Below are 26936 nucleotides of genomic sequence, written 5' to 3'. Positions count from 1 at the left end.
CCTTCTGATGAACATCACTTTCCTGCGAATCGCTGCAGTGCCTCATCCTTGCCAATCAGCGGCAGCAGCGCCTTCATATCCGGTCCGTGGTCCATGCCTGTCAGCGCCTGCCGCAGCGGCAGAAACAGCGCCTTGCCCTTGCGTCCGGTCATGTCCTTGAGGGCTCCGGTCAGCGCACCCCAAGGTTCGTCCGACAAATCAATTCCTGCGAGGACTGTCGCCGCCTGATCCAGAAAAGCCCGCGTTTCCGCATCGAATTCCGGCGCCGCAATCGGCCCCGTTACGACGCGCCACCAATCGGCAGCTTCAGCCACAGCGTTCAGATTGGGCCGGATAGCCGCCCACGCAGCTTCGCCCATACCCTTCGGCAACCGCTCCGCCACCCGCGCAAACGGCAGCCGATGGATTACCGCTGCATTCACCCGCGCCAGTTCCGCATCATCGAACCGCGCCGGCGCCCGTCCGAACCGCGCAAGGTCAAAGCTCGCCGCCAGGTCGTCCGCGTCCAGCGCCGGATCGATCGGATCGCTCGTGCCCAGCCGCGCCAGCAGTGCGATCAGCGCCTCGGGCTCGATCCCGCTCTCGCGCATCTCTGCCACGCCTAGCGAGCCCAGCCGCTTGGAAAGCTTGCCCTCCGCGCCCGTCAGCAGCGCCTCATGCGCAAAGCGCGGCACCTGTGCACCCAGCGCCGCGAACATCTGCAGCTGAGTTGCGGTGTTGGAAACATGGTCCTCGCCGCGCAGCACGTCGGTCACGCCCATCTTGATGTCATCGATCACCGAAGGCAGCATGTAGAGCCACGATCCATCCGCCCGCCGCACAACGGGATCGGACATCTGGCGCGGATCGAAATGCTGGGCCCCGCGGATGCCATCAACCCATTCGATCGGCGTTTCATGGTCAAGCAGGAAGCGCCAGTGCGGCGCCTCGCCCGCCGCAGCCTTGGCCGCATGGTCCGCCTCGCCCAGCTTCAGTGCGGCGCGGTCATAGATCGGCGGCAGCCCGCGCCCCAGCAGCACCTTGCGCTTGAGCTCCAGTTCCTGCGCCGTCTCGTAGCAGCGATAAAGCCGCCCCGCCGCGACCAGTTTCTCGAATGCCGCCTCATAGATCGCAAAACGTGCAGATTGCCGCTCCTCGCGCTCGGGATGGAGCCCCAGCCACGCCAGATCGGCGCGGATCGCCTCGACATGCTCCTCGCGGCTGCGTGCAACGTCGGTATCGTCGATCCGCAGCAGGAACCGCCCGCCGCTTTTCTTCGCCAGCAGCCAGTTGTGCAGCGCCGTGCGGATATTGCCGACATGCAGCGTGCCGGTGGGCGAGGGAGCGAAGCGCGTAGTGACCGTCATGGCCTGTGCCTATAGCGGCCCCCGCTTGCCCGACAAGGTCAGCGCATCAGCATCAGCGCGTGCGTGCAGGCAGCCCACAGCGGCTCATGGCGGTCGGGCCGGACAAGGCCGCCAATCGCGGCGTCGAACGCCGTTCGGTCCCTTGCGCACCCGGCCTCGGCGAGCAGGGCCACCGTCGCCTCGTCCGGCGAAAGACGCTGGCAACACGCTCGACCGACGACGAAAGGTTCAGGCCACGCCTGCGCCACCGCACGCACCAGATCATGCACGGCATAGGCCGCCTCGCAATTGCACAGTCGCAGGGCCAGTGCCGGCAAGGGGTCGGTCCGATCGCGTGCGGCAAGCGCGCAAAGTCGGAAGGCATGAACCACTTCCTGCGCGGCAGGGCTTTGCGCTTGCAACACGCGCGGCTTGGCGAGTGCAGCGATGGTGGCGGCGTAGCGGGTGAGCGAAGTCATGGCCAAACCTGTCTGTTGCGAGCGATTCGCAAGTTATCAGGTCGCGCTCCTTCGTCAATGCGAATCGTTCGCAATAAGATCAGCCGGTGCGGAAACCATGCGTAATCGGATAGCGCCGGTCGCGCCCGAAGTTGCGCATGCCCAGCTTCACCCCCGGCGGGGCCTGACGACGCTTGTACTCCGCCACGTTGAGCAACCGCTCGATCCGCGCGACTGTAGCCCGCTCGAAGCCTTCCGCCACCAGTTGGTCGACGCTCTTCTCGTGCTCTACCAGTCCCAGCAGGATGCCATCGAGCACCGCGTAATCCGGCAGCGAATCCGAATCCTTCTGGTCCGGGCGCAGTTCGGCACTGGGCGGCTTGGTGATGATCCGCTCGGGCATGACCATGCCTTCTGGCCCCAGCCCGATCTTGGGCCGCGCGGCATTGCGCCAGCGCGAGATCGCGAACACGGTCGTCTTGTAGGCGTCCTTGAGCGGGTTGTAGCCGCCGTTCATGTCACCATAGATCGTCGCGTAGCCGACGCTCATTTCGCTCTTGTTGCCGGTCGTCACCAGCATCGGGCCAAACTTGTTCGAAAGCGCCATCAAGGTCGTGCCGCGAATGCGCGACTGCAGGTTCTCCTCGGTGAGGTCCGGCGAGCGGCCCTCGAACGTCGGCGCCAGCATATCGGCAAAGGCATCCACCGCCGGCACGATCGGGATCGTATCGAGCCGCACGCCCAGCATCTTCGCGCAGGCCTCTGCGTCTTCAAGACTCTCGGCGCTGGTATAGGCACTGGGCATCATCACGCACCACACCCGCTCCGGCCCCAGCGCATCGACTGCAATCGCCGCGCAGATTGCCGAATCGATCCCGCCCGAAAGCCCAAGGACCACGCCGGGGAACCGGTTGGTGTTCACATAGTCGCGCAATGCCAGGACCATCGCGCAGTAGATATCCTCGGGATGCTCGGCGAGTTCGCAGACCACGCCCGGCTGGCAGCGCCAGCGGTTGCCGACCTTGTTCCAGACCGTGTCGACAATCGCTTCTTCCCAGTCCGGCAGCTGCGCCCACAGCGCGCCCTCAGGACCGACGACAAAGCTCGCCCCGTCAAACACGACTTCATCCTGCCCGCCGACGCGGTTCACGAAGACCAGCGGAATGCCGGTATCGATCGCCCGGCGCTTGGCCACGCCTTCGATCCGCAGCTCTTCCTTGTCGATCTCGTAAGGGCTGCCATTGATGCAGATGAAGATTTCGGCGCCCTGTTCGGCCAGATGGCGGCACACCGGTGCGTGCCAGATGTCCTCGCAGATCGGCAGGCCCAGCATCGCGCCGCGAAATGGCACCGGCTCCGGCAGCGGACCGGGCAGGAAATAGCGCTTCTCGTCGAAAGTGCCGTAGTTGGGCAGTTCGACCTTGAAGCGCACCGCCGCCACTTTGCCCTGATCAAGCAGCGCCACCCCATTGTGCAGCGCTCCGTCGCGGACGAACACCGAGCCGACCAGCATCGCCGGCCCGCCGTCCGCCGTGGCCGCCGCCAGCGCATCCAGCGCAATCGCCGCGCGTTCGATCAGCGCCGGCTTCAGGATGAGGTCTTCCGGCGGATAGCCGATCAGCTGCAGTTCCGGATAGACGATGAGGTCGCTGCCCTCCGCGCGTTCGCGCACGGCGAGCATCGCGGCGGTGTTTGCGACCAGATCGCCGACCTTCTGGTTGAGCTGGGCAAGTGTGATGATGAGTGTATCGGCCATGGGGTGACCCTAGGCGGCATTGGCCCGGCAGTTCAAGGACCACCATTGGTGCAAAACCGTATGTCGGAACGTTGCAATGCTGTCATCTTGGGCTAAGGGCGCAGCCATCGCCCAGATTCGAGGGACTCGGGGAAGCCCATGAAGATCATGTCCGGCAACGGCAACCTGCCGCTGGCCCGCGCCATCGCCGCCTATCTCGAACTGCCGCTGACCGAGGCTTCGGTCCGCCGCTTTGCCGACGAGGAAGTCTTCGTCGAGATCCACGAAAACGTGCGCGGCGAGGACGTGTTTATCGTCCAGTCGACCGGCTACCCGGCCAACGACAATCTGATGGAACTGCTGATCTGCATCGATGCGCTGCGCCGCGCCTCGGCCAAGCGGATCACCGCAGTAGTTCCCTACTTCGGCTATGCAAGGCAGGATCGCAAGCCAGGCCCGCGCACGCCGATCTCGGCCAAGCTCGTCGCCAACCTGATCACCACGGCGGGTGCCGACCGCGTCCTCGCCGTCGATCTCCATGCCGGGCAGATCCAGGGCTTCTTCGACATCCCGACCGACAACCTCTTCGCCGCGCCCGTCATGGCCGCCGATATCCAGACGCGCTACGGCGGTCAGGACCTGATGGTCGTCTCGCCCGACGTCGGCGGCGTGGTGCGTGCCCGCGCGCTGGCGAAGCGGCTCGACAACGCCCCGCTCGCCATTGTCGACAAGCGGCGTGATCGCCCCGGGCAGAGCGAAGTGATGAACATCATCGGCGACGTTTCGGGCCGCATGTGCATCCTGATCGACGACATCATCGATTCGGGCGGCACGCTCTGCAACGCGGCGCAGGCCCTGCTCGATGGCGGCGCCAAGGGCGTCGCGGCCTATATCAGCCACGGCGTGCTTTCGGGCGGTGCAGTGGCGCGGGTCAACAATTCGGCGCTCAAGGAACTCGTGATCACCGACACGATCCTGCCGACCGATGCCACCCAGGCCTCCGACCGCATCCGCGTGCTCACCATCGCGCCGCTCATCGGCGAAGCGATCCGCCGCATCGCCGACGAAAGCTCGGTCTCCAGCCTGTTCGACTGACTTGAAAAGGTTCCGGCCCCCCCTGAGGGGGAGGGTGCGGGACATCCCGTCAGAGGCCGAATGCCTCCAATGCGGCCTTGGCGATCACATCGCCGCGCTCCTGCACGAAGTGGCCCCCATCCGCGATTTCGAGCGGGAGCGGGCAGCCGTGGATCGTCTTGCGCAAATTGGCCATGACGTCCGGTCCCAGCACCGGGTCCATCATCCCCACCGCCATGAAAGTCGGCCCGCGCCAGTCATCGTGCCACCAAGCCGCCGCACGCTTGGCCTCGGCGACGCCTTCCATGTCCGGATCCGTCATCACCAGTTCCGGGAAGCGTCGCACGCCCGATTTGTAGGTCGCATCGGGGTAGGGTGCGCCATAGGCCGCTGCCTCGGCATCGCTCAGCCCAACTTGCGCCCGCTTGAACAGGGCCGGAATGTCGAGGTCCGGCTGGCTGCGATTGTAGGTCCGCCATGCATCGAAACCCGGCCCAGCCGAACGCCCGGTCGGGATCGCCGTGTTCATCACCAGCAGCCGCTCGAATCGCTCCGGCATCTCCGGCGGGATCGTGAGACCAAGAATGCCGCCCCAGTCCTGACACACGAGCGTCACGTTCTGCAGATCCAGCGCCTCGATGAACGCCATCAACATCCCGCGATGAAAGTGGAAGGTATAGACCGCCTCCTCCACCGGCTTGTCCGAACGGCCAAAGCCCAGCAGGTCAGGCGCGATCACCCTGTACCCGGCATCGGCGAAGACCGGGATCATCTTGCGGTAGAGGTAGCACCAGCTCGGCTGGCCATGGAGGCACAGGAACGTGGTCTTCGCATCGCGCGGCCCTTCGTCGAGGAAGTGGACCCGCAGCCCCTCATAACCCTTCAGAGTGTCGGTATAGTGCGGCGCAAAGGCATAGCCGGGCAGGTTCTCGAACCGGCTGTCATCGGTACGCAAGGCTTCCATTGAGCCTGTCTCCCATCGTGTTATCGTATCGCCGCGACCAGATTCTAGCGCTTGCCGCGCGCCTTGCAATTACCACCCTGCGGTTTTGACACCCGCGAGATTGCAGCCCAAGAGCAGCCGATGGCGCTGATCCTGTTCAACAAGCCCTTTGGTGTGCTCTGCCAGTTCAGCGCCGAGCCCCATGGCCTGCCGCGCCCGACATTGGCGGACTACATCAATCGCCCTGGCGTCTATCCCGCCGGGCGGCTCGATCACGACAGCGAAGGCCTCGTCCTGCTCACCGACGATGGGCGCCTGCAGGCCCGCATCGCCGATCCGCGCTACAAACTGGCCAAGACTTATCTGGTGCAAGTCGAAGGCGATCCGAACGAGACAGCTCTGGAACCGCTGCGCCGGGGACTCGTGCTGAAGGACGGCCCAACGCTCCCCGCCGAAGTCCGCCGCATCGATCCGCCAGCGCTTTGGCCCCGCGATCCGCCGGTCCGGTTCCGAAAGAGCGTGCCGGATTGCTGGCTGGAACTGACTATCCGCGAAGGCCGCAACCGGCAGGTCCGCCGCATGACCGCAGCCGCGGGTTATCCCACCCTTCGACTGGTTCGCTGGCGGATCGGCGAGTGGACGCTCGCGGGTTTCGCACCCGGCGACTGGTGCGAACTGCCTATTGCCAGGGTTTGATATCGCCCGGCGCGATCCGCGCGGTCGTCTCCAGCCGCCGCGCCTGCCGCGTTTCCAGCGACAGCGTCATCAGTGGCTGCGGCGAATCGACAAACTGGCGCGGGCTCATCCCGAACAATGCGGTGAACTCGCGGATCAGGTGGCTTTGATCGTAGTACCGCAGCGCGAGCGCCTCGGCCTCGTTGTGATCAGCCACGCCGCGCAGATGGCTCGCCATGTCGAGCGCCCGGGCGCGGCGCAGCACCTGCTTGGGCGGGATGCCGAAATCCCGGCGCACCAGTCGTTCCAGCCTGCGCTGTTCGGCACCGCACTGCTCTGCCAGCCGTGCGACGGTGATCTCCGGATTGGTGAAGGCAGCCGCTTCCACCGCCACAGTTACCGGATCAGGTTCAACCGCCCCGCTCCTGCGGACAAGGCGGCGCATGGCTTCCTCCATCGCGAGGCACCAGTCTTCAGCCGATGCGCTCTCGTCGAACAGCGCCATCCACTCTTCCCGGCACATGCCCAAAGTCTCAAGCGGCGCAAGCTTGTCGCACATCGTGTCGAGCTTGAGTTTGCCGAGCGCGTGGCAGGCACCTGGGCGGAACGAGAGGCCTACGCTGGTGAAGCTGCCCTTTACGGTGATCGGCATCCGCCGCGTCTGCGGGCCGAAATAGAGCGCAGCGCGGCCCATCTCGCGGCGTCCTTCGGCCGTCTCCGCCGTCCATTCCCCCCGCAACTGGATGCGCAGCATGGCCGCATCGCTGAAGATGCCGCACGAAAGCGCGTAGTCCTCCGGGGCATCGACGATGGTGACATAGAGCCGCGCGATCCATGGCGCGAGGTCGCGTGCCGGGGCGCGGCTGTATGAGATCGGCTGGCCGTCCCGCGTCGCTGCCCCGCCCGAGGCAATCGCCGGGTCAATGGCAGGTCTGCTCATTCGGTTCATCAATGCCCCCACACGCTCACCTGACGCAGCATTACCCGTTCGGTTAGCGATCTAGCCACCCAAACGTCCCCCGGGTGTGCGCAACATCACTATCGATAAGCACAAACCTGTGCCTTAGCCAAGGTGGTACGCCCGCGGAGGCAAGGTCCAGGGTGGTACAGGACAGGCCCCCTTGACCGCGCCCCCGGACGAAGGCCATGGCTGGGGCATGAAGGACACCGACCTCGATCGCGATATCGCTCTCGCCTTGCGCCTCGCCGATGCTGCCGGAGCGGCGATCCGTCCCTTTTTCCGCAGTGGCCTCACCGCCGATCGCAAGCCGGATGCTTCGCCGGTCACCCTTGCCGACCAGGCGGCGGAAGAGGCCATGCGTGTGATCCTTGCGGCCGAAGTGCCCGAGGACACCGTGATCGGGGAGGAAATGGGCTCCACTCCGGGCACTTCCGGGCGGAGCTGGGTGCTCGATCCGATCGACGGCACCACCGGCTTCCTTGCCGGCCGCCCGCTGTTCGGCACGCTCATCGCGCTCGTCGTCGAAGGCTTCCCCGTCCTCGGCGTGATCGATCAGCCGGTCCTGGGCGAACGCTGGCTTGGCGTGATCGGGCGGCCAACTACGCTCAATGGCCACGCCGTCCGCACCCGTGCCTGCGCTCAGTTGTCCGATGCCGCGCTTGCCACCACTGGCCCGCACTATTTCAACGATCACGATGGCAGCCATTTCATGGGCCTTGCCGCAAAGACCGATCACAAGCGCATGGTCATGGGCGGCGATTGCTACAACTACGCGATGCTCGCATCCGGCCATCTCGACGTGGTCTGCGAAGCCGGCCTCAAGCTGCACGACTGGGCCGCGCTCGTACCCGTGGTCGAAGGCGCCGGCGGCACGATGGCGGACTGGAACGGTGAGCCGCTCCATGCCGGGTCCGACGGTCACGTCATCGCCGTGGGTGACGCGGCGCGGCTCGAGGATGTCGTTGAAGCGCTCGCCTGCCACCACTGACAAGATGGCCTTCCCGCGCCGCCTGTTTTTCTACGGCACGCTGACGCACGAGCACTCCAATACGCTGACAACAACTTTGCTGCCTCGCCTCGGTGGCCGCCCACGCCGGGGCTGGGTGCGCGGAGCGCTGTTCCTCCGGCACGATCCTCTGGGCGTCTATCCGGTGCTGATGCCGGGGGCGGGGCGGGTGCGCGGCTGGGTCTATGGCGGATTGCGGCCGATCCCGCGTGCCGTTCTCGCCGCCTTCGACGCCTGGGAATACTGCGATCCCCGGCGACCGGGACGGGGCGAGTACCGGCGCGTCAACCTGATCGTCCACACGCGCGGCGGTCCCTTGCGCGCGGCCGCTTATCTTCCCAACCGCCGTGCGCCGCTCGGCCTAAGGGCTGTCCCGGGCGGAGATTTCGCTGCCTACGCGGCTGCTCGCGGACTTTCCGTACTGAGCGAATGAGCCATCTTGCCAGCCTCGCCCCCGCGTGCGAGCAAGCTTTCGTTACTTATTCGAAAGGCAGGGGCAATGCGCAAATGCGTCGCGGCGATCACACTCGGGCTGGCACTCGCCGCTGTTCCCGCCAGCGCTAGGACGGTCGTCGTCCGCGCCGCGCACATGGTCGATGTCCTTGCCGGCCGCACCGTCGACAACGTGCAGGTCGTGATCACCGATGGCCGCATCGCCTCGGTCGGCAAGGCAGGGGATGCCGTGCCCGCCGGTGCGGAGACCATCGATCTCGGTGCGCGCACGCTCGTGCCCGGCCTCATCGACATGCACGTCCACCTCACCAGCGATCCGCGCCTCAGCGGCTATCGCGGGCTTGCATACACCGACAACTTCTGGACGGTCGTCGGCGTCGCCAATGCCAAGCGCACCGTCGAGGCGGGCTTCACCACCGTGCGCAACGTCGGGGCCGGCAACTTCGACGATGTCGCGCTCAAGCAGGGCATCGAAGGGGGGTACATTCCGGGCCCCCGCATCGTTCCCGCGACCTACGCGCTCGGCGCGACGGGCGGGCACTGCGATTCGACCGAGTTCCCGCCTTCGATCAAGGTCCCATCCCCCGGCATCGCCAATTCGCCTGACGAGTTCCGCGCCGCCGTGCGCACCATGCGCAAGTACGGGGCCGAAGTGATCAAGGTCTGCATGACCGGCGGCGTCCTTTCAAAGACCGACAGCGTCGGCGGCCAGCAGATGAGCCTTGAGGAGATCAAGGCCGTCACCGACGAGGCGCATATGCTCGGCATGCGCGTCGCCGTGCACGCGCATGGTACGGCAGGGATCAACGACGCGATCCGCGGCGGGGTCGATACGATCGAGCACGCCAGCCTCGCGGATGACGAAAGCTTCAAGCTGGCCAAGGCCAAGGGCGCCTGGTTCGACATGGATATCTACAACGACGACTACATCCTTGCGGAAGGCGCCAAGAACGGCGTGTTCGAGGAAAGCCTCGCCAAGGAGCGCATGGTGGGCCGCAAGCAGCGCGAGACCTTCCGCGCGGCGCACGCCGCCGGGGTCAAGCTGCTGTTCGGGACTGACGGCGGCGTCTACCCCAATGGCGACAACGCCAAGCAGTTCGCCAAGATGGTCGAGTGGGGGATGACGCCGATGGAGGCGATCCAGGCCGCGACCAAGAGCGCTGCCGAGGCGCTGGACAAGACTGCCGACGTCGGAGCCATCGCACCGGGCCGCTATGGCGACATTGTCGCGGTGGACGGCGATCCCCTCGCCGATGTGCGCGTGCTGGAAAAGCCGGCGTTCGTGATGAAGGGCGGCGAAGTGGTCCGCGCCGCCCCCTGATGCCTCAGGCCTCGGAGGCCTCGCTGTTGAGCTGGATGTAGTTCGCGAGTCCCATCCGCGCGATCATCTCGAACTGGGTTTCGAGCACGTCGACGTGCTCTTCCTCGTTCGCGAGGATATCGGCGAACAAGTCGCGGCTGACGAAATCGCGCACGGTTTCGCAGTGGGCAATCGCGTCCTTCAGCAGCGGGATGGCATCGTGCTCCAGCGCGAGGTCGGCCTTGAGCACGTCCTCGACATCCTCGCCGATGCGCAGGCGGCCGATGGCCTGAAAGTTGGGCAGTCCGTCGAGGAACAGGATGCGGTCCGCCAGCCGGTCGGCGTGCTTCATCTCGTCGATCGATTCGTGGCGCTCGTATTCGGCGAGCTTCTTGAGGCCCCAGTTGGCCAGCATCCGGTAATGCAGCCAGTACTGGTTGATGGCCGTCAGCTCGTTGAGCAGGGCCTTGTTGAGGAATTCAATGACTTTGGGGTCGCCCTTCACGCTTCGTCTCCTCGCTATGCCAAGAGACTAGAGAGCGGCGCTCCCGGGCGCAAGGCAGCCGTTCACGCAGCGATGCAGGCGCGCGCCTCGCTCACGATCTGCTCTGCGTCTTCGAGGCACTGGCGGCACTGCGGCGCAAAGCCGAGCTTGCCATAGAGCGATTCGGCGTCACCGCTCTGCTCGCAGGCGGCGCGGCGCAAGTCTTTTTCGCGGATGGCGTTGCAGATGCAGATGTACATCGATTGCGAGTCCTCGCTGTGCTGAGGATTATTTAATGCGAGGCATTTGCAATAGCAAGAGGCATATGCGCCCGCCGTCAGTACGACGCAGCGTTGCATTTCAGCGTCGGCAGCCCTATGTCCGAACGCGCATCAAGAGTTGGGGTGTGACGCCCCGACGCCAACCTGCCGGTCTCCGGGCAAGGTGGCGCCTTCGGCGACGAAGGGATGCGGCCGGTCCGGCAACCAAACGGAACAAGGCTGCAGGCGGCGTCTCACCCTCGAAGTCCAAAGGGTTACGACACGTGCCGATTCGCATTGCCGACAATCTTCCCGCCCGCCGCACGCTGGAGTCCGAGGGCGTGATCGTCATGAGCGAGACCGAAGCGGCGCGGCAGGATATCCGCCCCCTGCGGGTCGCCCTGCTCAATCTGATGCCCGACAAGATCACCACCGAGACGCAGATCGCCCGCCTGCTCGGCGCGACGCCGCTGCAGATCGAACTCGAACTGGTGCGCATTTCGGACCACGTCAGCAAGAATACCTCGGCCGGTCACATCACCGCGTTCTACCGCCCGTGGGAGGATATCCGCGCCGAAAAGTTCGACGGACTTATCATCACCGGCGCGCCGGTCGAGCAGATCGAATATGAGGAAGTGACCTACTGGGACGAGATGCGCCGCATCCTCGATTGGTCGCAGGACAATGTGCACCGCACCCTTACGCTGTGCTGGGGTGCGATGGCGGCGCTGCATCACTTCCACGGCATCCCCAAGCATGCGCTGACGGAGAAGGCGACCGGTGTGTTCAGTCATGCGAATCGCGTTCCGGCAAATCCGATCATGCGCGGGTTGCCGGACCGCTTCGACGTGCCCGTCTCGCGCTGGAGCGAGCTCAGGGCCACCGATCTGCCGTCCGGGCGCGGTCTGGAGGTGCTCGCCGACAGCGCCGAGACCGGGCTCTGCCTGATCGCCGATCCGGCACACCGCACCGTCCACATGCTCAATCATCTCGAGTACGATACGCTGACCCTTGCCGGCGAATATGCCCGGGATGAGGGCCGCAGCCTGCCGTTGCATTACTTCCCGGGGGACGATCCGGCGGGCCAGCCATCCAACACCTGGCGCGGCCACGGGCACCTGCTGTTCGGCAACTGGATCAACGAGACCTACCAGACCACGCCGTTCGATCGCGAGGATATTGGACGGTGATTCCGCAATCGCTTGCCTTTTGCGCACATCGCCACTAAGCGCGCCCACTTCATCGGATGCGGCATCGATGACTCGCCTGGCCATGCAGGGCTGCCACGGCAAGTCGGACGCATCCTAATCAAGGAGACGAAAATGCCCAAGCTCAAGACCAAGAGCGGTGTGAAGAAGCGCTTCAAGATCACCGCATCCGGCAAGGTCAAGCACGGCGTGGCCGGCAAGCGCCACCGCCTGATCAGCCACAACGCCAAGTACATCCGCCAGAACCGCGGCATGGACGTGATCTCCGATGCAGACGCAAAGGTGATCAAGAAATGGGCGCCCTACGGGCTGAACTGAGGAGCGAAGACCCATGAGCCGCATCAAACGGGGTGTCACCACCCGCGCCAAGCACAAGCGCATTCTCGAACAGGCCAAGGGCTATCGGGGCCGCCGCAAGAACACCATCCGCGTTGCCCGTCAGGCGGTCGAAAAGGCCGGCCAGTACGCGTACCGCGACCGCAAGGTTAAGAAGCGGGAATTCCGCGGTCTGTGGATCCAGCGCATCAACGCTGCTGTCCGCGCCGAAGGCTTGACCTACTCGCAGTTCATCCACGGCACCAAGCTTGCCGGGATCGAACTCGATCGCAAGGCGATGGCCGATCTGGCGATGAACGAAGGCGCCGTGTTCACGGCGATCATCGCCCAGGCCAAGCAGGCCCTGGCAAACTGATCGAAGCGTTAGCGGTCCGACGTTCCAATCTGGTGCGCGGCTTATCCGTTAACTTTTGAATCTGGCTGAAATGCAGGGGGACGCGGGTTTTTGAACCAGCGTCCCTTTTGCCATTTTGGCCAGTTCCCGTTTATGCCTCGAAGCGATATAACCCTACCAACGGGGATATAACGAGGGGCGCAGCAGTGAACGGTCAGTGTGCCGTCAGGGTACGATTCTATCAGCCTCCTGCGGCGATGCGCGCCTTTTTCACGACCTTTTACCTCACTGACATCGATGTCGGGCCTGACGGACGGGTCACCGATCATCTCCATCCGGAATGGGCGAACCTGCGAATCATCAGCGGTACCTTGCCCGTCTCGGAGATCCGCAATGCAGCGCCGTTTGGGGGCACCAACGCGATCGTCACCGGGCCGACCAGCACGGCGGTGCGCTTCACCACCGGCACCTCGCGCATCTGGGGCATCGGCCTCCTGCCGCTGGGCTGGGCCAAATACGTCGCAGCGCCCGCGAATGCCTTCGCTGACCGGCTCTGCGATCCGGCCACTGAACGCGATTTCGCGCCGCATTGTCGGCTCGTCGATCCCCTGTTCGGGCCGGAGCCAGACGAAATGGCCGAACTCGCCCGCATCACGCAGCACTTCGAAAGCCTTTCTGCGCGCCCGGTTCCGGAAGAAGCGCGCATCCGGGCTGTCCATCAGGCTCTGGTCGATAAAGAAGTCGCCAGCGTGGCGGACATGGCCGAACATGCGGGCTTGCCTACCCACACGCTCGAGCGCGTCTGCCGCCGTCACTTCGGTTTTCCGCCGAGCCTGCTGCTGCGCCGCCAGCGCTTCATGCGCAGCCTCTCGCAATACATGCTCGATCCTGCGCTCACGTGGATCGGTGCCATCGATTCGCACTATCACGATCAGGCGCAGTTCGTGCGCGAGTTTCACCGTTTCATGGGCATGAGCCCGAGCGCCTATGCCGCGCTGCCTCACCCGGTGCTGGCCGGCGTGATGCGCGCGCGCATGGCGGCAGCTGGGGCACCGGTGCAGGCGCTCCACGATCCCTCGAAGGATTGAACGCACGCCTTGGATTCCGCCGCGTTTGGCGCTAGCGGCGGGCGCGATGGAACAGCTTGAAACCACTCTTGCCGCAATCGCCGCGGCTGACACGATCGAAGCCGTAGAGGCCCTGCGCGTCGGCGCGCTGGGCAAGCAGGGCTGGGTCTCCGCTCTGCTCAAGTCGCTTGGCGGCATGACCCCCGAGGAACGTACCAGCACCGGCCCGCGCATCCACGCCGCGCGTGAGGCAGTCACCGCCGCGCTCAACGAACGGCGCGGTGCACTGGAAAGCGCCGCGCTCGAAGCAAAGCTTGCGGCGGAAACGGCTGACCTGTCGCTCCCGGCCCCCACCGCGCCGCGCGGCTCGGTCCACCCGGTGAGCCAGGTCATGGACGAACTCGCCGAAATCTTCGCCGACATGGGCTTCGCGGTCGCGACCGGCCCCGAGATCGAGGACGACTGGCACAACTTCACCGCGCTCAACATGCCGGAAACCCACCCGGCGCGCGCGATGCACGACACCTTCTACTTCCCGGACCGCGATGCCCAGGGCCGCTCGATGCTCCTGCGCACGCACACCTCGCCGGTGCAGATCCGCTCAATGCTGAGCCAGGGCGCGCCCTTGCGCGTGATCGCCCCGGGCCGTGTCTACCGTTCGGACAGCGACGCGACGCACACGCCGATGTTCCACCAGATCGAAGGCCTCGTCATCGACAAGGGTATCCACCTCGGTCACCTAAAGTGGACGCTGGAAACCTTCCTCAAGGCCTTCTTCGAGCGCGACGACATTGTCCTGCGCCTGCGCCCGAGCTACTTCCCCTTCACCGAGCCATCGGTCGAAGTCGACGTCGGCTACACCCTCGTGAACGGCAAGCGGGTGGTCGGCGGCAGCGGCGATGCGGCCAATGGCGGCTGGATGGAAGTGCTTGGTTCCGGCATGGTCAACCGCAAGGTCATCGAGTTCGGCGGGCTCGATCCGAACGAATGGCAGGGCTTCGCCTTCGGCACCGGGGTCGACCGCCTCGCCATGCTCAAGTACGGCATGGACGATCTGCGCGCCTTCTTCGACGGCGATGTGCGCTGGCTCCAGCATTACGGCTTCGGCGCACTCGACGTGCCCACCCTTTCTGCCGGCGTTGGCGTTCTTTGGGGAGTACGCGCATGAAGTTCGCTCTCTCCTGGCTCCAGGCCCTGCTCGATACCAAGGCGGATGCGAAGGCGATCGCCGAAAAGCTCACCTCGCTCGGGCTCGAGATCGAGGGTGTCGAGGATGCTTCGGCGGCGCTCACGCAGTTCAAGGTCGCCCGCGTGCTGACCGCAGAGAAGCACCCGCAGGCGGACAAGCTGCAGGTCCTATCGGTCGATCTGGGCGACGGCAGCCCGCTCCAGGTCGTCTGCGGCGCCCCCAATGCGCGCGCAGGCCTTGTCGGTGTGCTGGGTCTCCCCGGTGCGGTCGTTCCGGCCAACGGCATGGAACTGCGCAAGTCCGCCATTCGCGGCGTCGAATCCAATGGCATGATGTGCTCGACGCGCGAACTTGGTCTCGGCGAGGAGCATGACGGCATCATCGAGCTGCCCGCCGATGCGCCCGTCGGCACCAGCTTTGCCGACTACCTCGGCTCGGACCCGGTGTTCGACGTCGCGATCACGCCCAACCGCCCCGACTGCATGGGCGTGCACGGCATCGCGCGCGATCTGGCCGCTGCGGGCCTCGGCGTGCTGAAGCCGATCGACGCCGCTCACGTCCCCGGCACCTACCCCTGCCCGGTCGAAGTGCGCACCGATGACCCCGAAGGTTGCCCCGCCTTCTATGGCCGTGTCATTCGCGGCGTGAAGAACGGCCCCAGTCCGCAGTGGTTGCAGGACCGGCTCAAGAGCGCGGGCCAGCGCCCGATCTCGGCGCTCGTCGATATCACCAACTACGTGATGCTCGGCTATGGTCGCCCGGCCCATGCCTACGACCTTGCCAAGCTCAACGGCGCTGTCGTCGCCCGCCGCGCAGTTGAGGGCGAGACCTGCCTCGCGCTCAATGGCAAGGAATACGCGCTCCAGCCGTGGATGACCGTCATCGCCGACGATTCCGGCGTCCACGATATCGCCGGCATCATGGGCGGTGAACACTCGGGCTGCTCGGACGAGACGACCGACGTCCTCCTCGAAGTCGCTTACTTCACGCCCGCCAATATCGCCCGCACCGGGCAGGCATTGGCATTGACGTCGGACGCGCGCGGCCGGTTCGAGCGCGGAGTTGATCCCGCGTTCCTCGATACCGGCATGGACCTCCTCACCAGCCTGATCCTCGAGATCTGCGGCGGCGAGCCTAGTGAGGTGATCCGCGCGGGCACCCCGCCCACGGACCGCAAGACGCTGGCCTACGATCCGGCGCTTGCCGGCAATCTCGGCGGCATCGACGTTGCGGACAGCGAACAGAAGCGTATCCTCGCCGCGCTCGGTTTCGAGGTCGCCGAAGACTGGACGATTACCGTGCCCACATGGCGCCCGGATGTCGACGGCGCGCCGGATATCGTCGAGGAAGTGATCCGCGTCCACGGTCTGGATGCGGTCCCCTCCACCCCGCTGCCGCGCGCAGACGGCGTTGCAAAGCCGACCGCCACGGCGGCGCAGATGCAGGAACGCCGCATCCGTCGTGCCGCTGCCGCACGCGGGCTGAACGAGGCGGTGACGTGGTCGTTTCTCCCCACGGGCGAGGCTGAACACTTCGCGGAAGGGAATGGCGGCCTCTGGACGCTCGCCAACCCGATCTCCGAAGATCTGAAGACCATGCGCCCCTCGCTGCTGCCGGGCCTGCTTTCGGCCACGCGGCGCAATCTCGATCGCGGCGCCACCACGGTTCGTCTGTTCGAGATCGGCCGCCGCTATCTGCGCGGCGAGGGCGGGGCCTCTGATGAGCAGCCCAGCCTGGCGGTCGTGCTCGCGGGCGAAGCGCAGGCGCGCGGCTGGGCGACTGGCAAGGCCAAGCCCTTCGATGCGTTCGACGCCAAGGCTGAAGCGCTCGCGCTCCTCGCCGAGGCCGGTGCGCCGGTCGAGAACCTGCAGGTGATGGGCGAAGCCGGGAGCCAGTTCCATCCCGGCCAGTCCGCCACGCTGCGGCTCGGCCCCAAGACGGTGCTCGCCCGCTTCGGTCTGCTGCACCCGACCACGGCCAAGGTTTTCGATCTCTCCGGGCCGGTTGCCGTGGTCGAGCTGTTCCTCGATCGCATCCCCGCGCGCAAGGGCCCCGGCAGCTTCGCCCGCCCGCACTACGCCCCGCCCGCGCTGCAGGCGGTGACGCGCGATTATGCCTTCCTTGTGCCCGCCGCGCTCCCCGCCGGTGATCTGCTGCGCGCGGTGCGCGGGGCGGACAAGGCCAATGTCGTCGCAGCCCGCGTGTTCGACGATTTCCGGGGGCAGGGCGTGCCCGAGGGCCAGAAGTCGCTGGCCGTCGAAGTCACGCTGCAGCCGGTCGAGAAAAGCTATGACGAAGCTGCACTGAAGGCGATCTCCGACAAGATCGTCGCGGCCGGCGCCAAGCTTGGCGGCGTGCTGCGCGCCTGAACCGCCGCAGGGCAGATCTTCCAGCCGGGGTGCCTATGACCGACCTGATTGCCATCGCCAACGACCACCTCACCGCGCAGATTCATCCGTTCGGTGCGGAACTCTGGTCGCTGGTGGACGCCGACGGCGGCGAATACATGACCGATGCCGACCCAGCCTTCTGGACGGCGCATGCCCCGTTGCTGTTTCCCATTGTCGGCGCACTGGTGGACGACACGCTGCGAGTCGATGGCACGGCCTATACCTTGCCCAAGCATGGCTTTGCCCGGCGCAATCCCTTCACCGTGGTCGAACACGCGGCAGACCGTGTCGTGCTGCGGCTGGTCGACGATGCGCGGACACGCGAGGTCTACCCCTTCGCGTTCCAGCTCGACATGGCCTTCGCTGTCGAGGGCATGACGCTCAGGATGACAGCGACGGTGCACAATCCCGGTGACGTCCCGCTGCCCTTCAGCTTCGGCTATCACCCGGCCTTCGCCTGGCCGCTGCCGGGCGGTGCCGACAAGGCTGCGCATCGGATCGTGTTCGAACAGGACGAGCCGCAACCGATCCGCCAGATCGAAAAGTCGACGGGCCTGTTGCTTCCGGGCGGTGCGCCGACTCCGGTCAAGGGCCGGGAAATGCCGCTCGATGCAGAGCTCTTTCGCGCCGACGCGCTGATCTGGACCGACCTCGCCAGCCGCAGCCTGTCCTACGGCGCCGATGGCGGCGCGTGGCTCGACATCGCATTTCCGGACAGCCCGATGCTCGGCATCTGGCAGGTCCCCGGCGCGCGCTATGTCTGCATCGAGCCGTGGCAGGGCCATGCCGACCTGGTCGGCTATGCAGGCGCGTTTCGCGACAAGCCGGGTGTGGTAATCCTGCCCCAAGGGGCAAGCCGCAGCTTCCGCATGGATGTGTCTGTCCGCCCGGCATAGATTTCGGCCCATGCAAAGCGCCGCCACGTTCGCAAATCCCGATATCCTGCGCATCGCCTATGCGGCGAACATCTTCATCCTTGTTCCGGTCTGCTGGGGCATGATCGCACCGACGGCCGCAGCCACGGTGTTTCAGGGGGCCGTTGCCGAGAGCGCAGGCCTTCGCCTGCTTGTCCTCAGTCTGTGGTCCGCGATCCTCGCCGCCTCGATCTGTGGGCTCATCGCCCCTGCCTTCTCCGCCCCGTTGTTGCTGGTGCAGATCTTTTACAAGACGCTCTGGCTCGCCCTGTTCGTCTGGCCCGCTTTCCGAGCCGGCGCGCCCGTGCCCTGGGGTGTCGCGGGTACCTTCGCTGCCATCGTCGTCGTCTGGCCGATCCTGCTGGTCCTCGCCCTGCGCGGCTGAGGCGTGACTCCGCCGCGCCGCTCGGCTAGGCGCGCTGGCCATGAGTTCGAACCGCCGCACCTTCGCCATCATCTCGCATCCTGACGCGGGCAAGACCACGCTGACCGAGAAGCTGCTCCTTCAAGGCGGCGCGATCCACTTGGCTGGCGAGGTCAAGGCACGCGGCGCTGCTCGCCGCGCCCGTTCGGACTGGATGAAGATCGAGCAGCAGCGCGGCATCTCGGTCACCTCGTCGGTGATGACCTTTCAGAAGGACGGCGTCGTCTTCAACCTGCTCGACACGCCAGGCCACGAGGACTTCTCCGAAGACACCTACCGCACGCTTACCGCTGTCGACTCCGCGATCATGGTGATCGACGCCGCCAAGGGTATCGAGCCGCAGACACGCAAGCTGTTCGAGGTCTGCCGCCTGCGCTCTGTTCCCATCATCACCTTCGTCAACAAGGTCGACCGCGAAGGCCGCGCCGTGTTCGAAACGCTCGATGAAGTCGCCGATGCGCTCGCGCTCGATGTCTGCCCGATGTCGTGGCCCATCGGCATGGGCGGCATCTTCGAAGGCGTGCTCGATTTCGCGACGAACTCCATCGCCCGTCCCGAAGGCGACAGCCGCGAATACCTCGGCAAGCGCGACCCGCTGGTGGACGGCGCAATCCCTGCAGACGTGGCCGAGGAAATCGAGCTGGCGCAGGCGGGCTACCCCGAGTTTGATCTGACGGCTTATCGCAACGGCGACCTTACCCCGGTCTACTTCGGCTCCGCGCTCAAGAACTTCGGCGTCGCCGAAATGATCGACGCGATCGCGCGCTACGCCCCGCCGCCGCGCCCGCAGCCGAGCGAAAGCGGGACCATCGAGATCGATCACCCCGAAGTCACCGGCTTTGTGTTCAAGGTCCAGGCCAACATGGACCCGATGCACCGCGACCGCATCGCGTTCATGCGCATGGTCTCGGGTACCTTCAAGCGCGGCATGAAGCTTACACCCTCGGGTCTCGGCAAGCCGATCGCGGTGCACTCGCCGATCCTGTTCTTCGCGCAGGACCGCGAGATTGCCGATACCGCCGAGGCGGGCGACATCATCGGCATTCCCAACCACGGTACACTGCGCGTCGGCGATACGCTGTCAGAGAAGAACACCGTCCGCTTCACCGGCCTGCCGAACTTCGCGCCGGAAATCCTGCGCCGCGTCCAGCTCAAGGACCCGACCAAGACCAAGCAGCTGCGCAAGGCGCTCGACGACCTCTCCGAGGAAGGCGTGATCCAGGTGTTCTACCCGGAAATCGGCGCGCAATCGATCGTCGGCGTGGTCGGCCAGCTCCAGCTCGATGTGCTGATCTCGCGGCTCGAGGCCGAATACAAGGTCGAGGCCGTTCTGGAACCATCGCCCTTCGATACCGCGCGCTGGCTCAAGGGCAGCGATGCGGCACTGCGTTCCTTCGCCGATTTCAACCTGTCCAACCTCGCCAAGGACCGCGATGGCGATCCCGTTTTCATGGCGCGCTCAGCGTGGGATGTCGGCTATCAGCAGGAACGCAATCCCGAGCTGACTTTCAGCGCCACCAAGGAGCGGTAAGGCCATGCGCATCGCGGTCACGGGCAGCAGCGGCAAGCTTGGCAAGGTTGCGGTCGCGGCGCTGCGGGCCGCCGGACACCGCGTGACCGGCTTCGATATCGTCAGCTCCGTCTACGGCGACGACACCGTCCGCCTTGATTGCGCTGATTTCGGCGCCGTCATGGGCGCGCTTTCGGGCGTCGATACCGCCGCGCGCCGCTTCGATGCCGTGCTCCACCTCGCCGGTATCCCCAAGCCCGGCGCGACAACCGACGAGGCGGCTTTCCGCATCAACGTCATGGGCACCTACAACGTGTTTTCCGCCGCCGCCCGCCTAGGCATTGGCCGCGTCGTCTGGGCCTCCAGCGAGACGATCCTCGGCCTGCCCTTCGCCGAACCGCCCCTGTTCGCTCCCATTGACGAGACGCATCCGCTGCTCCCCAACTGGTCCTATGCGCTGGGCAAGCGGGTAGGGGAGACGATGGCCGACGAATTCGCGCGCTGGCATGCGGGCCTCGCGATCGTCTCGCTGCGCTTCTCCAACGTCTATGTGGCCGAAGACTATGCCGCGCTGCCGCAGATCCAGATCGATCCTGCCAGCCGCAAGTGGAACCTCTGGAGCTATATCGACGCCGAGGACGCCGCCCAGGCTTGCCGCTGCGCGCTGGAGGCCAGCACCACCGGCCACGAAGCCATGATCATCGCCGCCGCCGACAACCTGATGGGCCGCCCCTCGCGCGATCTGATGGTCGAGTACTTCCCCGGCGTGCCGCTCGCGGAGAGCCTTTCCGGCGAAGCCTCGCTGCTATCCTCAGTGCGCGCGGGCGAGCTGATCGGCTACGTGCCCCGCGTTTCATGGCGTCAGCGGGTCTGACCGTCTCCAAAACCGCACTTGCGGCCTGTTCGCACCTGCGGCACAGACATCTTATGACACTGCTCGGCCCCACCTCGAACACCTTCATCTCGCAGCGCCTGCGCCTCCACTACGTAGATTGGGGCAATGCGGACAAGCCGCCGCTCCTGCTCATCCATGGCGGGCGCGACCATTGCCGCAGCTGGGATTGGACCGCTGAGGCCCTGCGCGACGACTGGCACGTTATCGCGCTCGATCACCGCGGCCATGGTGACAGCGAGTGGGCGTCGGACGGCAACTACCGCACGATGGACATGGTCTACGATGTCGCGCAGCTGGTCCACCAGCTCGGCCTCGCGCCCGTCACCATTGTCTCGCACTCGTGGGGTGCCAACGTCTCGCTGCGCTATGCCGGGCTGTTCCCGGAAGACGTCGCCAAGCTCGTCGCGATCGAGGGCATCTTCCCGACGCCGGACTGGGAACTGCGCATGAAGGACGTGCCTTTCGCCCGCCGCGTGCGCGACTATATCGCCGAAAAGCGCAAGGCCGCCGGCCGCCTGCCGCGCCGCTATGCCACGCTGGAAGACGCCTATGCGCGCATGAAGGCGGAGAACACCTACCTGACCGATGCGCAGGCCCGGCACCTGACGATCCACGGGATCAACCGCAACGAGGATGGGACTTTCACCTGGAAGTTCGATCCCTACGTTCACATCGATCATCCCTACGACATCTCGACCGAGCGCAAGCACCAGCTCTGGGAGGCGATCACCGCGCCGACCTTGCTGCTCAACGGCGCGGATTCGTGGGCCGGCAACCCCGAGCGCGACGGGCGCATCAAGCATTTCCGCGATGCCAAGGTGATCGAGTTCGAGAACGCCGGCCACTGGCTCCACCACGACCAGTTCGACAAGTTCATCGCCACCTTGCGCGATTTCCTCTGATGGCCGAGTTCAGCGACCGCATCCTGCCCCAGCACGAAGCGATGATGGGCGCGCAAAGCGTGTTCTTCGTGGCGACGGCCGCAGCGGATGCGCGGATCAACCTCTCGCCCAAGGGCTATGACAGCTTCCGCGTGCTCGGCCCCAACCGGGTCGCCTATCTCGATCTCGCCGGTTCGGGCAACGAGACCCATGCCCATCTGGTCGCCGATGGCCGCATCACGATCATGATGTGCAACTTCGGCCAGCCCCCGCTGATCCTTCGGCTCTACGGCACCGGCCGCCCGGTCCTGCCGCAGCACCCGGAGTGGGAAGAGCTTGCCGCGAACTTCACGATCCTGCCCGGCACGCGCCAGATCTTCGACATCACGGTGAACACCGTCCAGACCAGCTGCGGCTGGGGCGTGCCCGTGATGAGCCTCGAGGCCGAGCGCAAGACGCTGGTGAAGTACCATGCCCAGTCCGACGAAACCGCGTGGATGACCAAGACCTCCGGCCGGAACCGCAGCATCGACGGCCTCCCCACGACGCCTACGGATCGCTTTTTCCGAGGCAATTGAGTCGCATAGCTGCTGCCTATTTTTTGGGCAGTTAACGGAATCTGCCCAAGATTCGAGCGTGCCACCTCCGTAGTTTCCCGCAGGTGCGAAAAGATTTCCCCTGATTCCAGTGCCCCATGAGTTTGGCACGGTGTTTGCGATACTTGCTCCGCCGGCGGGTCGCCCGGCGAGAAGGCCGCAAAGGGGGCATGAATGAAATTCATCATCGCCATCATCAAGCCGTTCAAGCTCGACGAAGTGCGCGAGGCGCTCTCCGGGCTGGGCGTTGCAGGGATGACGGTGTCGGAAGTGAAAGGTTTTGGCCGACAGAAAGGCCAGACCGAGATCTACCGCGGCGCCGAATACACCACCAACATGCTGCCCAAGGTGAAGATCGAGATCGCCGCGAGCGACGATCTGGCACCGCGGATCATCGAAACGATCCAGCAGACGGCCAGCACCGAGGCAATCGGCGACGGCAAGATCTTCGTGCTCGATCTTGCCTCTGCCACCCGCATCCGGACCGGCGAGACGGGGGATACCGCGCTGTGACGGCCGAAATTGAAAGTGCTGGCACTTCCGACATGAGGGGAACTTCGATGATCCGTAAGATGATCGGCGGGGTCGTTGGCGCGGGCGTGATGCTCGGTGCCGCTTCCACCGCCTTTGCGCAGGCGGCGCCTGCATTGGTTGATGTCGTCAAGCTGACCGGCGACAAGCAGATTGCGGCCCAGGCGGCCCTCGTCAACAAGGGCGATACCACCTGGATGCTCGTTTCGTCCGTGCTCGTCCTGATGATGAGCATCCCGGGCCTTGCGCTGTTCTACGGCGGCCTTGTCCGTACCAAGAACATGCTTTCGGTGCTCATGCAGGTCTTCATGATCGTCTCGATCGCGGGCCTGCTCTGGGCAACATACGGCTACTCGCTCGCCTTCACCGGCGGTTCGCCGTTCATCGGTGGCTTCGGCAAGATGTTCATGGCGGGTGTGACCAGCGGGACCTACGCCGCGACGTTCTCGAACAACGTCTACATCCCCGAACTCAGCTACTTCGTGTTCCAGATGACCTTCGCCATGATTACCCCGGCGCTGTTCATCGGCTCGTTCGCGGAGCGCATCAAGTTCACCCCGCTCATGCTGTTCGTGGTGCTCTGGTCGACGTTCGTCTATTACCCGATCGCGCACATGGTCTGGTACTGGGCTGGTCCGGACCTCCTCTACCCGTCCGTTGTCAAGGACGCTGCCGGTTCGATCGTCTCGCAGGACGCGGGCTATCTCTGGGGCAAGGGTGCGCTCGACTTCGCCGGCGGCACGGTCGTTCACATCAACGCGGGCATCGCTGGTCTGGTTGGCTGCCTCATGCTCGGCAAGCGCCTGGGCTACGGCAAGGAAGCCACGCCGCCGCACTCGCTGACCATGACCATGATCGGCGCCTCCCTGCTGTGGGTGGGCTGGTTCGGCTTCAACGCGGGTTCGAACCTTGAATCGAACGGCGTCGCCGCAGTGGCCTTCGTCAACACCATGCTGGCCACTTGCGCCGCTGCGGTGAGCTGGGCCGTGATCGAGCAGATCGTCCACAAGAAGCCCTCGATGCTGGGTGCTGCTTCGGGTGCGGTTGCCGGTCTCGTCGCGATCACTCCGGCTTCGGGTTACGGCGCGCCGATGACCTCGATCGTCCTTGGCCTCGTCGTCTCGCCGCTGTGCTTCTTCTTCGTCAGCACGGTGAAGAACAAGTTCAAGTACGACGACACGCTCGACGTCTTCGGCGTCCACTGCATCGGCGGCATCACCGGCGCCATTGCCACCGCCATCGTCGCGGCACCGGCTCTCGGCGGCCAGGGCGTGATCGACTACACCGTGTTCCCGTCGGTCCCGGCCTTCACTGCCGAAACCTACAACACCGTGGCGCAGCTGCAGATCCAGATCGAGGCCGTGCTCCTCACGCTCGTTTGGTCCGGCCTCGGCACCGCCATCATCTGGTTCGTGCTCGACAAGACGCTCGGCATGCGGATCAGCGAGGAAGGCGAACGCGAAGGCCTCGACATCGCCGACCACGGTGAGCGTGCCTACAACTACTGATTAACCAAGCTTGGCGGGGCCAGGGGGCAAGATCCTCTCCCTCGAGCCCACCGTGGCCCCGCCAGACCATGTTCCTCCTGCGAACAGACTAAGGCCGGAAGTGCATCACGCGCTTCCGGCCCTTTTTTGTTTATCGGCAAGGGATTGCTGCAGCCGTTTGGCCAGTCTCGCGGCGTTAACCTTCCTACAACGCCCCTGCATTACATACCTAATGTGAAGTAACTAGCTGGCTAGGGGACACCGGAGTGGTGCTGCGCAAGGCACGCGGAGTATTCGGATTGGGGGCAGGCGATGCCTCGCCCGTCCGCACGTCCGAAGGCGAAGCGGCTGCCCTCTGCCATACCTACGAGGATCTTGGCCTCGGCTTCTTCTGGTCGACCGACGTCGAAGGCCGCGTCACCTATCTCTCCCCGGGCGCGCACGCACTGCTGGTCGAGAGCGGCTCGGCAACGGGCCAGAGCTTCCTTGAACTGTTCCTGCGCGCCGGCAACGAAAGCGAGGGCGAGCGCACACTCCCGTTCGCCTTCGCGCGCAAGGGCCGTTTCGAGAAGCTTACCGTCCGCAGCGAACGCGCCGATGGTGAAACACTGTGGTGGTCGATCTCGGGCGAGCCGATCATCCAGCGCGGCGAGTTTGCCGGCTTCCGCGGTCACTGCGAGGACATCACCGGCGAGCGGCGCTCGGCCGAGGAAAGCTCGCATATGGCGATGCACGATGCGTTGACAGGCCTGCTCAACCGGCGCCGCATGTCGCAGCTGCTCGAGCGCACACTGACGCAATGCTCGCAGCAGCGCAGCCCCTGCGCGATCATGCTGATCGACCTCGACCGCTTCAAGCAGGTCAACGATACGCTGGGCCACGCGGCGGGTGATGCCCTGCTCAAGCAGGTTGCCGCGCGCCTCGTTCGCGTGGTGGGTGACAAGGAAAAGGTCAGCCGCCTCGGCGGTGACGAATTCCAGGTGATCCTGCCCGGGACCAAGGATCGCGGCGTGCTCGGCGACATGGCGACAAGCATCATCACCAGCATCTCGCAGCCCTATACCATCGACGGCAGCCGCTGCCTCATTGGCGCATCGGTCGGCGTCGCGGTATCGCCCTTCGATGGCGACGACAGCGACAGCCTCGTGCGCAACGCGGACCTTGCGCTCTATGCCGCCAAGGGCGGCGGGCGCGGGCGGTTCCGTTTCTTCAGCGCGGACTTGCTCAAGGCCGCAGCAGATCGCCGCCTGCTCGAGGAAGATCTTCACGACGCGCTCCAGCGCGACGAGCTCGAGATCCACTACCAGCCGGTGGTGCGCGCGGCGGACAACCATGTCGTCGGGGTCGAGGCGCTGGTGCGCTGGAACCATCCCGAGCATGGCCAGGTCAGCCCGGCGCGGTTCATCCCGATTGCCGAGGAATCGAACCTCATCAAGGGCATCGGCGAATGGGTCCTGCGCAAGGCCTGCGAGGAAGTCGCGGCCTGGCCCGGCGGGCTGCGCGTGGCGGTCAACGTCTCGCCGGTGCAGTTCGGTGATGAAGGCTTCCCCTCGCTCGTCGCCAGCGCGCTCGCCAATTCGGGACTGGAGCCCGAGCGGCTGGAGCTGGAAATCACCGAAAGCGTGTTCCTGCAGGAAGGTGGCGCCACCAACGAGCGGTTCAAGGCGCTCAAGGGTCTTGGTGTCCGCCTCGCGCTCGACGACTTCGGGACGGGCTATTCGTCGCTCGGCTATCTGAAGACCGCACCGTTCGACAAGATCAAGATCGACCAGTCCTTCGTGCGCGGTGCGACCGAGGCCGGCTCGCGCAACCGCGCGATCATCGCGGCGATTGTCGCATTGGCGCAGGCGCTGGAGATGGATACGACCGCCGAGGGCGTCGAGAGCTTCGACCAGTTCGATCTGATGAAGAGCCTCAACGTGACGCTGGTGCAGGGCTTCATCTACAGCCAGCCGATCCCGAACGAGGCGTTCGTCAACAAGCTCAACGAGGGCAACTGGACGATCGAACCGTCGGGTCCAGCGTTCCAGCGGCATGACCGGCAGGCGATGTTCCGCCGCATCGGCGCGATCCATGACAACCACTACTACCCCGTCGTGCTGCGCAACCTGTCGGTCTCGGGTGCGCTGATCGAAGGGCTGGTCGATGTGCCGGTGGGCACCGAGTTCGTGATCGATCTCGGCGAAGGCCAGCTTGCCGTCGCCCGCGTGCGCCGTTCGCGCAAGCGGCAGCAGGGGCTGGAGTTCGAGCAGGCGCTGGTGCCCGATGGCAATGGCGGCCTGTGCACCCGCCACCGCGCCTCGCCCTACCAGCTGGCGGCGGCGGGCTTGCCGCAGAGCCCGAAGGGAGATGGCGTCCAGCCGATCGGCCCGCATCTGATCGGCGGCGGCGGCGAGGACGGCAAGGCCTCGATGCCCGCCTTCGCCATGGCCAGCGACTGGAAGGGCGCGGTCCTTCGGGTCGATCCCTAGCGAAGGCCCTAGCAGACGGTTCCCTTGGC

27 protein-coding genes and 1 riboswitch are annotated in these 26936 nt (G+C 65.5%); of the genes, 20 read left to right on the top strand and 7 right to left on the bottom strand.

Going from position 1 to position 26936, the window contains the following annotated elements; genetic code table 11:
* Positions 1–14: 14 nt before the first annotated feature.
* The 3 genes from gltX to IP83_RS12100 all read right to left on the bottom strand — a co-directional run bounded on the left by gltX (position 15) and on the right by IP83_RS12100 (position 3539).
* Positions 15–1346 carry a glutamate--tRNA ligase gene (gene gltX / locus IP83_RS12110; protein WP_054122480.1) on the bottom strand — a complete coding sequence of 444 codons (1332 nt, stop codon included), beginning with the start codon at positions 1344–1346 and terminating at the stop codon, positions 15–17.
* A 38-nt stretch (positions 1347–1384) separates the two neighbouring features.
* The gene (locus IP83_RS12105) at positions 1385–1804 is read right to left on the bottom strand and encodes a hypothetical protein (RefSeq protein ID WP_054122479.1); all 420 of its coding nucleotides are present in this window, start codon (positions 1802–1804) and stop codon (positions 1385–1387) included.
* A 79-nt stretch (positions 1805–1883) separates the two neighbouring features.
* Positions 1884–3539 carry an NAD+ synthase gene (locus IP83_RS12100; RefSeq protein ID WP_054122478.1) on the bottom strand — a complete coding sequence of 552 codons (1656 nt, stop codon included), beginning with the start codon at positions 3537–3539 and terminating at the stop codon, positions 1884–1886.
* Positions 3540–3677: 138 nt separating this feature from the next.
* Between IP83_RS12100 and IP83_RS12095 the strand changes: the two genes are divergently transcribed.
* Complete coding sequence (locus IP83_RS12095; protein WP_054122477.1) at positions 3678–4613, top strand: ribose-phosphate pyrophosphokinase; 936 nt, start codon at positions 3678–3680, stop codon at positions 4611–4613.
* 49 nt (positions 4614–4662) lie between these two features.
* Here the strand turns inward: IP83_RS12095 and IP83_RS12090 are convergent, their stop codons facing one another.
* A complete protein-coding gene (locus IP83_RS12090; protein ID WP_054122476.1) occupies positions 4663–5556 on the bottom strand; it encodes a haloalkane dehalogenase in 894 nt (297 codons plus the stop codon).
* A 120-nt stretch (positions 5557–5676) separates the two neighbouring features.
* Between IP83_RS12090 and IP83_RS12085 the strand changes: the two genes are divergently transcribed.
* Positions 5677–6231 carry a pseudouridine synthase gene (locus IP83_RS12085; RefSeq protein ID WP_054122475.1) on the top strand — a complete coding sequence of 185 codons (555 nt, stop codon included), beginning with the start codon at positions 5677–5679 and terminating at the stop codon, positions 6229–6231.
* Here IP83_RS12085 and IP83_RS12080 read toward each other — a convergent pair.
* Positions 6215–7159: a helix-turn-helix domain-containing protein gene (locus tag IP83_RS12080; protein ID WP_054122474.1), complete on the bottom strand. Its 945-nt coding sequence runs from the start codon at positions 7157–7159 to the stop codon at positions 6215–6217. The two genes, IP83_RS12085 and IP83_RS12080, sit on opposite strands and share 17 nt — an antisense overlap.
* A gap of 208 nt (positions 7160–7367) precedes the next feature.
* Here IP83_RS12080 and IP83_RS12075 point away from each other — a divergent pair, with 208 nt between their 5' ends.
* The 3 genes from IP83_RS12075 (at position 7368) to IP83_RS12065 (ending at position 9951) form a co-directional block, all read left to right on the top strand.
* Positions 7368–8159 (top strand): inositol monophosphatase family protein, encoded by a 792-nt coding sequence (locus IP83_RS12075; RefSeq protein ID WP_054122473.1) that lies wholly within the window; start codon positions 7368–7370, stop codon positions 8157–8159.
* Positions 8134–8610 (top strand): gamma-glutamylcyclotransferase, encoded by a 477-nt coding sequence (locus tag IP83_RS12070; RefSeq protein ID WP_197274352.1) that lies wholly within the window; start codon positions 8134–8136, stop codon positions 8608–8610. The genes IP83_RS12075 and IP83_RS12070 overlap by 26 nt, the downstream gene beginning before the upstream one ends.
* 66 nt (positions 8611–8676) lie before the next feature.
* On the top strand, positions 8677–9951 hold the full coding sequence (locus IP83_RS12065; protein ID WP_054122471.1) for an amidohydrolase family protein: 1275 nt from the start codon (positions 8677–8679) through the stop codon (positions 9949–9951).
* Between the two features lie 4 nt (positions 9952–9955).
* Here IP83_RS12065 and bfr read toward each other — a convergent pair whose 3' ends face one another.
* Both bfr and IP83_RS12055 read right to left on the bottom strand, forming a co-directional pair.
* Positions 9956–10435: a bacterioferritin gene (gene bfr / locus IP83_RS12060; RefSeq protein WP_054122470.1), complete on the bottom strand. Its 480-nt coding sequence runs from the start codon at positions 10433–10435 to the stop codon at positions 9956–9958.
* Positions 10436–10497: 62 nt separating this feature from the next.
* Positions 10498–10674 carry a bacterioferritin-associated ferredoxin gene (locus IP83_RS12055; RefSeq protein ID WP_054122469.1) on the bottom strand — a complete coding sequence of 59 codons (177 nt, stop codon included), beginning with the start codon at positions 10672–10674 and terminating at the stop codon, positions 10498–10500.
* A gap of 124 nt (positions 10675–10798) precedes the next feature.
* Positions 10799–10913: riboswitch (SAM-I-IV-variant riboswitch) on the top strand.
* A 45-nt stretch (positions 10914–10958) separates the two neighbouring features.
* Between IP83_RS12055 and metA the strand changes: the two genes are divergently transcribed.
* The 15 genes from metA to IP83_RS11980 all read left to right on the top strand — a co-directional run bounded on the left by metA (position 10959) and on the right by IP83_RS11980 (position 26907).
* Positions 10959–11864, top strand: coding sequence for a homoserine O-succinyltransferase (metA, locus tag IP83_RS12050; RefSeq protein ID WP_054122468.1), 906 nt, complete (start codon positions 10959–10961; stop codon positions 11862–11864).
* Positions 11865–11996: 132 nt separating this feature from the next.
* Complete coding sequence (gene rpmI / locus IP83_RS12045; RefSeq protein ID WP_054122496.1) at positions 11997–12200, top strand: 50S ribosomal protein L35; 204 nt, start codon at positions 11997–11999, stop codon at positions 12198–12200.
* Positions 12201–12213: 13 nt separating this feature from the next.
* The gene (rplT, locus tag IP83_RS12040; RefSeq protein ID WP_054122467.1) at positions 12214–12573 is read left to right on the top strand and encodes a 50S ribosomal protein L20; all 360 of its coding nucleotides are present in this window, start codon (positions 12214–12216) and stop codon (positions 12571–12573) included.
* A 236-nt stretch (positions 12574–12809) separates the two neighbouring features.
* Positions 12810–13640 (top strand): AraC family transcriptional regulator, encoded by an 831-nt coding sequence (locus IP83_RS12035; RefSeq protein WP_082364667.1) that lies wholly within the window; start codon positions 12810–12812, stop codon positions 13638–13640.
* Between the two features lie 46 nt (positions 13641–13686).
* Positions 13687–14787: a phenylalanine--tRNA ligase subunit alpha gene (pheS, locus tag IP83_RS12030; protein ID WP_054122466.1), complete on the top strand. Its 1101-nt coding sequence runs from the start codon at positions 13687–13689 to the stop codon at positions 14785–14787.
* Positions 14784–17177: a phenylalanine--tRNA ligase subunit beta gene (pheT, locus tag IP83_RS12025; RefSeq protein ID WP_054122465.1), complete on the top strand. Its 2394-nt coding sequence runs from the start codon at positions 14784–14786 to the stop codon at positions 17175–17177. The genes pheS and pheT overlap by 4 nt, the downstream gene beginning before the upstream one ends.
* A gap of 35 nt (positions 17178–17212) precedes the next feature.
* Positions 17213–18094, top strand: coding sequence for an aldose 1-epimerase family protein (locus tag IP83_RS12020; protein ID WP_054122464.1), 882 nt, complete (start codon positions 17213–17215; stop codon positions 18092–18094).
* Positions 18095–18104: 10 nt separating this feature from the next.
* Complete coding sequence (locus IP83_RS12015) at positions 18105–18497, top strand: hypothetical protein (RefSeq protein ID WP_054122463.1); 393 nt, start codon at positions 18105–18107, stop codon at positions 18495–18497.
* Between the two features lie 40 nt (positions 18498–18537).
* Positions 18538–20067, top strand: a complete 1530-nt coding sequence (locus IP83_RS12010) for a peptide chain release factor 3 (RefSeq protein ID WP_054122462.1) — start codon at positions 18538–18540, stop codon at positions 20065–20067.
* 4 nt (positions 20068–20071) lie between these two features.
* Positions 20072–20920, top strand: coding sequence for an NAD(P)-dependent oxidoreductase (locus IP83_RS12005; RefSeq protein WP_054122461.1), 849 nt, complete (start codon positions 20072–20074; stop codon positions 20918–20920).
* A gap of 53 nt (positions 20921–20973) precedes the next feature.
* Positions 20974–21843, top strand: coding sequence for an alpha/beta fold hydrolase (locus IP83_RS12000; RefSeq protein WP_054122460.1), 870 nt, complete (start codon positions 20974–20976; stop codon positions 21841–21843).
* Positions 21843–22400, top strand: a complete 558-nt coding sequence (locus tag IP83_RS11995) for a pyridoxamine 5'-phosphate oxidase family protein (protein WP_054122459.1) — start codon at positions 21843–21845, stop codon at positions 22398–22400. Before IP83_RS12000 ends, IP83_RS11995 begins: the two co-directional genes overlap by 1 nt.
* Positions 22401–22592: 192 nt before the next feature.
* Positions 22593–22931, top strand: a complete 339-nt coding sequence (locus IP83_RS11990; protein WP_054122458.1) for a P-II family nitrogen regulator — start codon at positions 22593–22595, stop codon at positions 22929–22931.
* Positions 22932–22978: 47 nt separating this feature from the next.
* Entirely contained in the window at positions 22979–24457 is a 1479-nt protein-coding gene (locus tag IP83_RS11985) for an ammonium transporter (RefSeq protein WP_197274351.1), read from the top strand.
* Positions 24458–24705: 248 nt separating this feature from the next.
* Entirely contained in the window at positions 24706–26907 is a 2202-nt protein-coding gene (locus tag IP83_RS11980) for a bifunctional diguanylate cyclase/phosphodiesterase (protein WP_231625024.1), read from the top strand.
* Positions 26908–26936 lie beyond the last annotated feature (29 nt).

The sequence above is a fragment of the Novosphingobium sp. AAP93 genome, from assembly GCF_001296055.1.
Lineage (GTDB): Bacteria > Pseudomonadota > Alphaproteobacteria > Sphingomonadales > Sphingomonadaceae > Novosphingobium.
The sequence above is the reverse complement of the archived record's forward strand: the minus strand, read 5'-3'. Positions and strand labels throughout refer to the sequence as shown.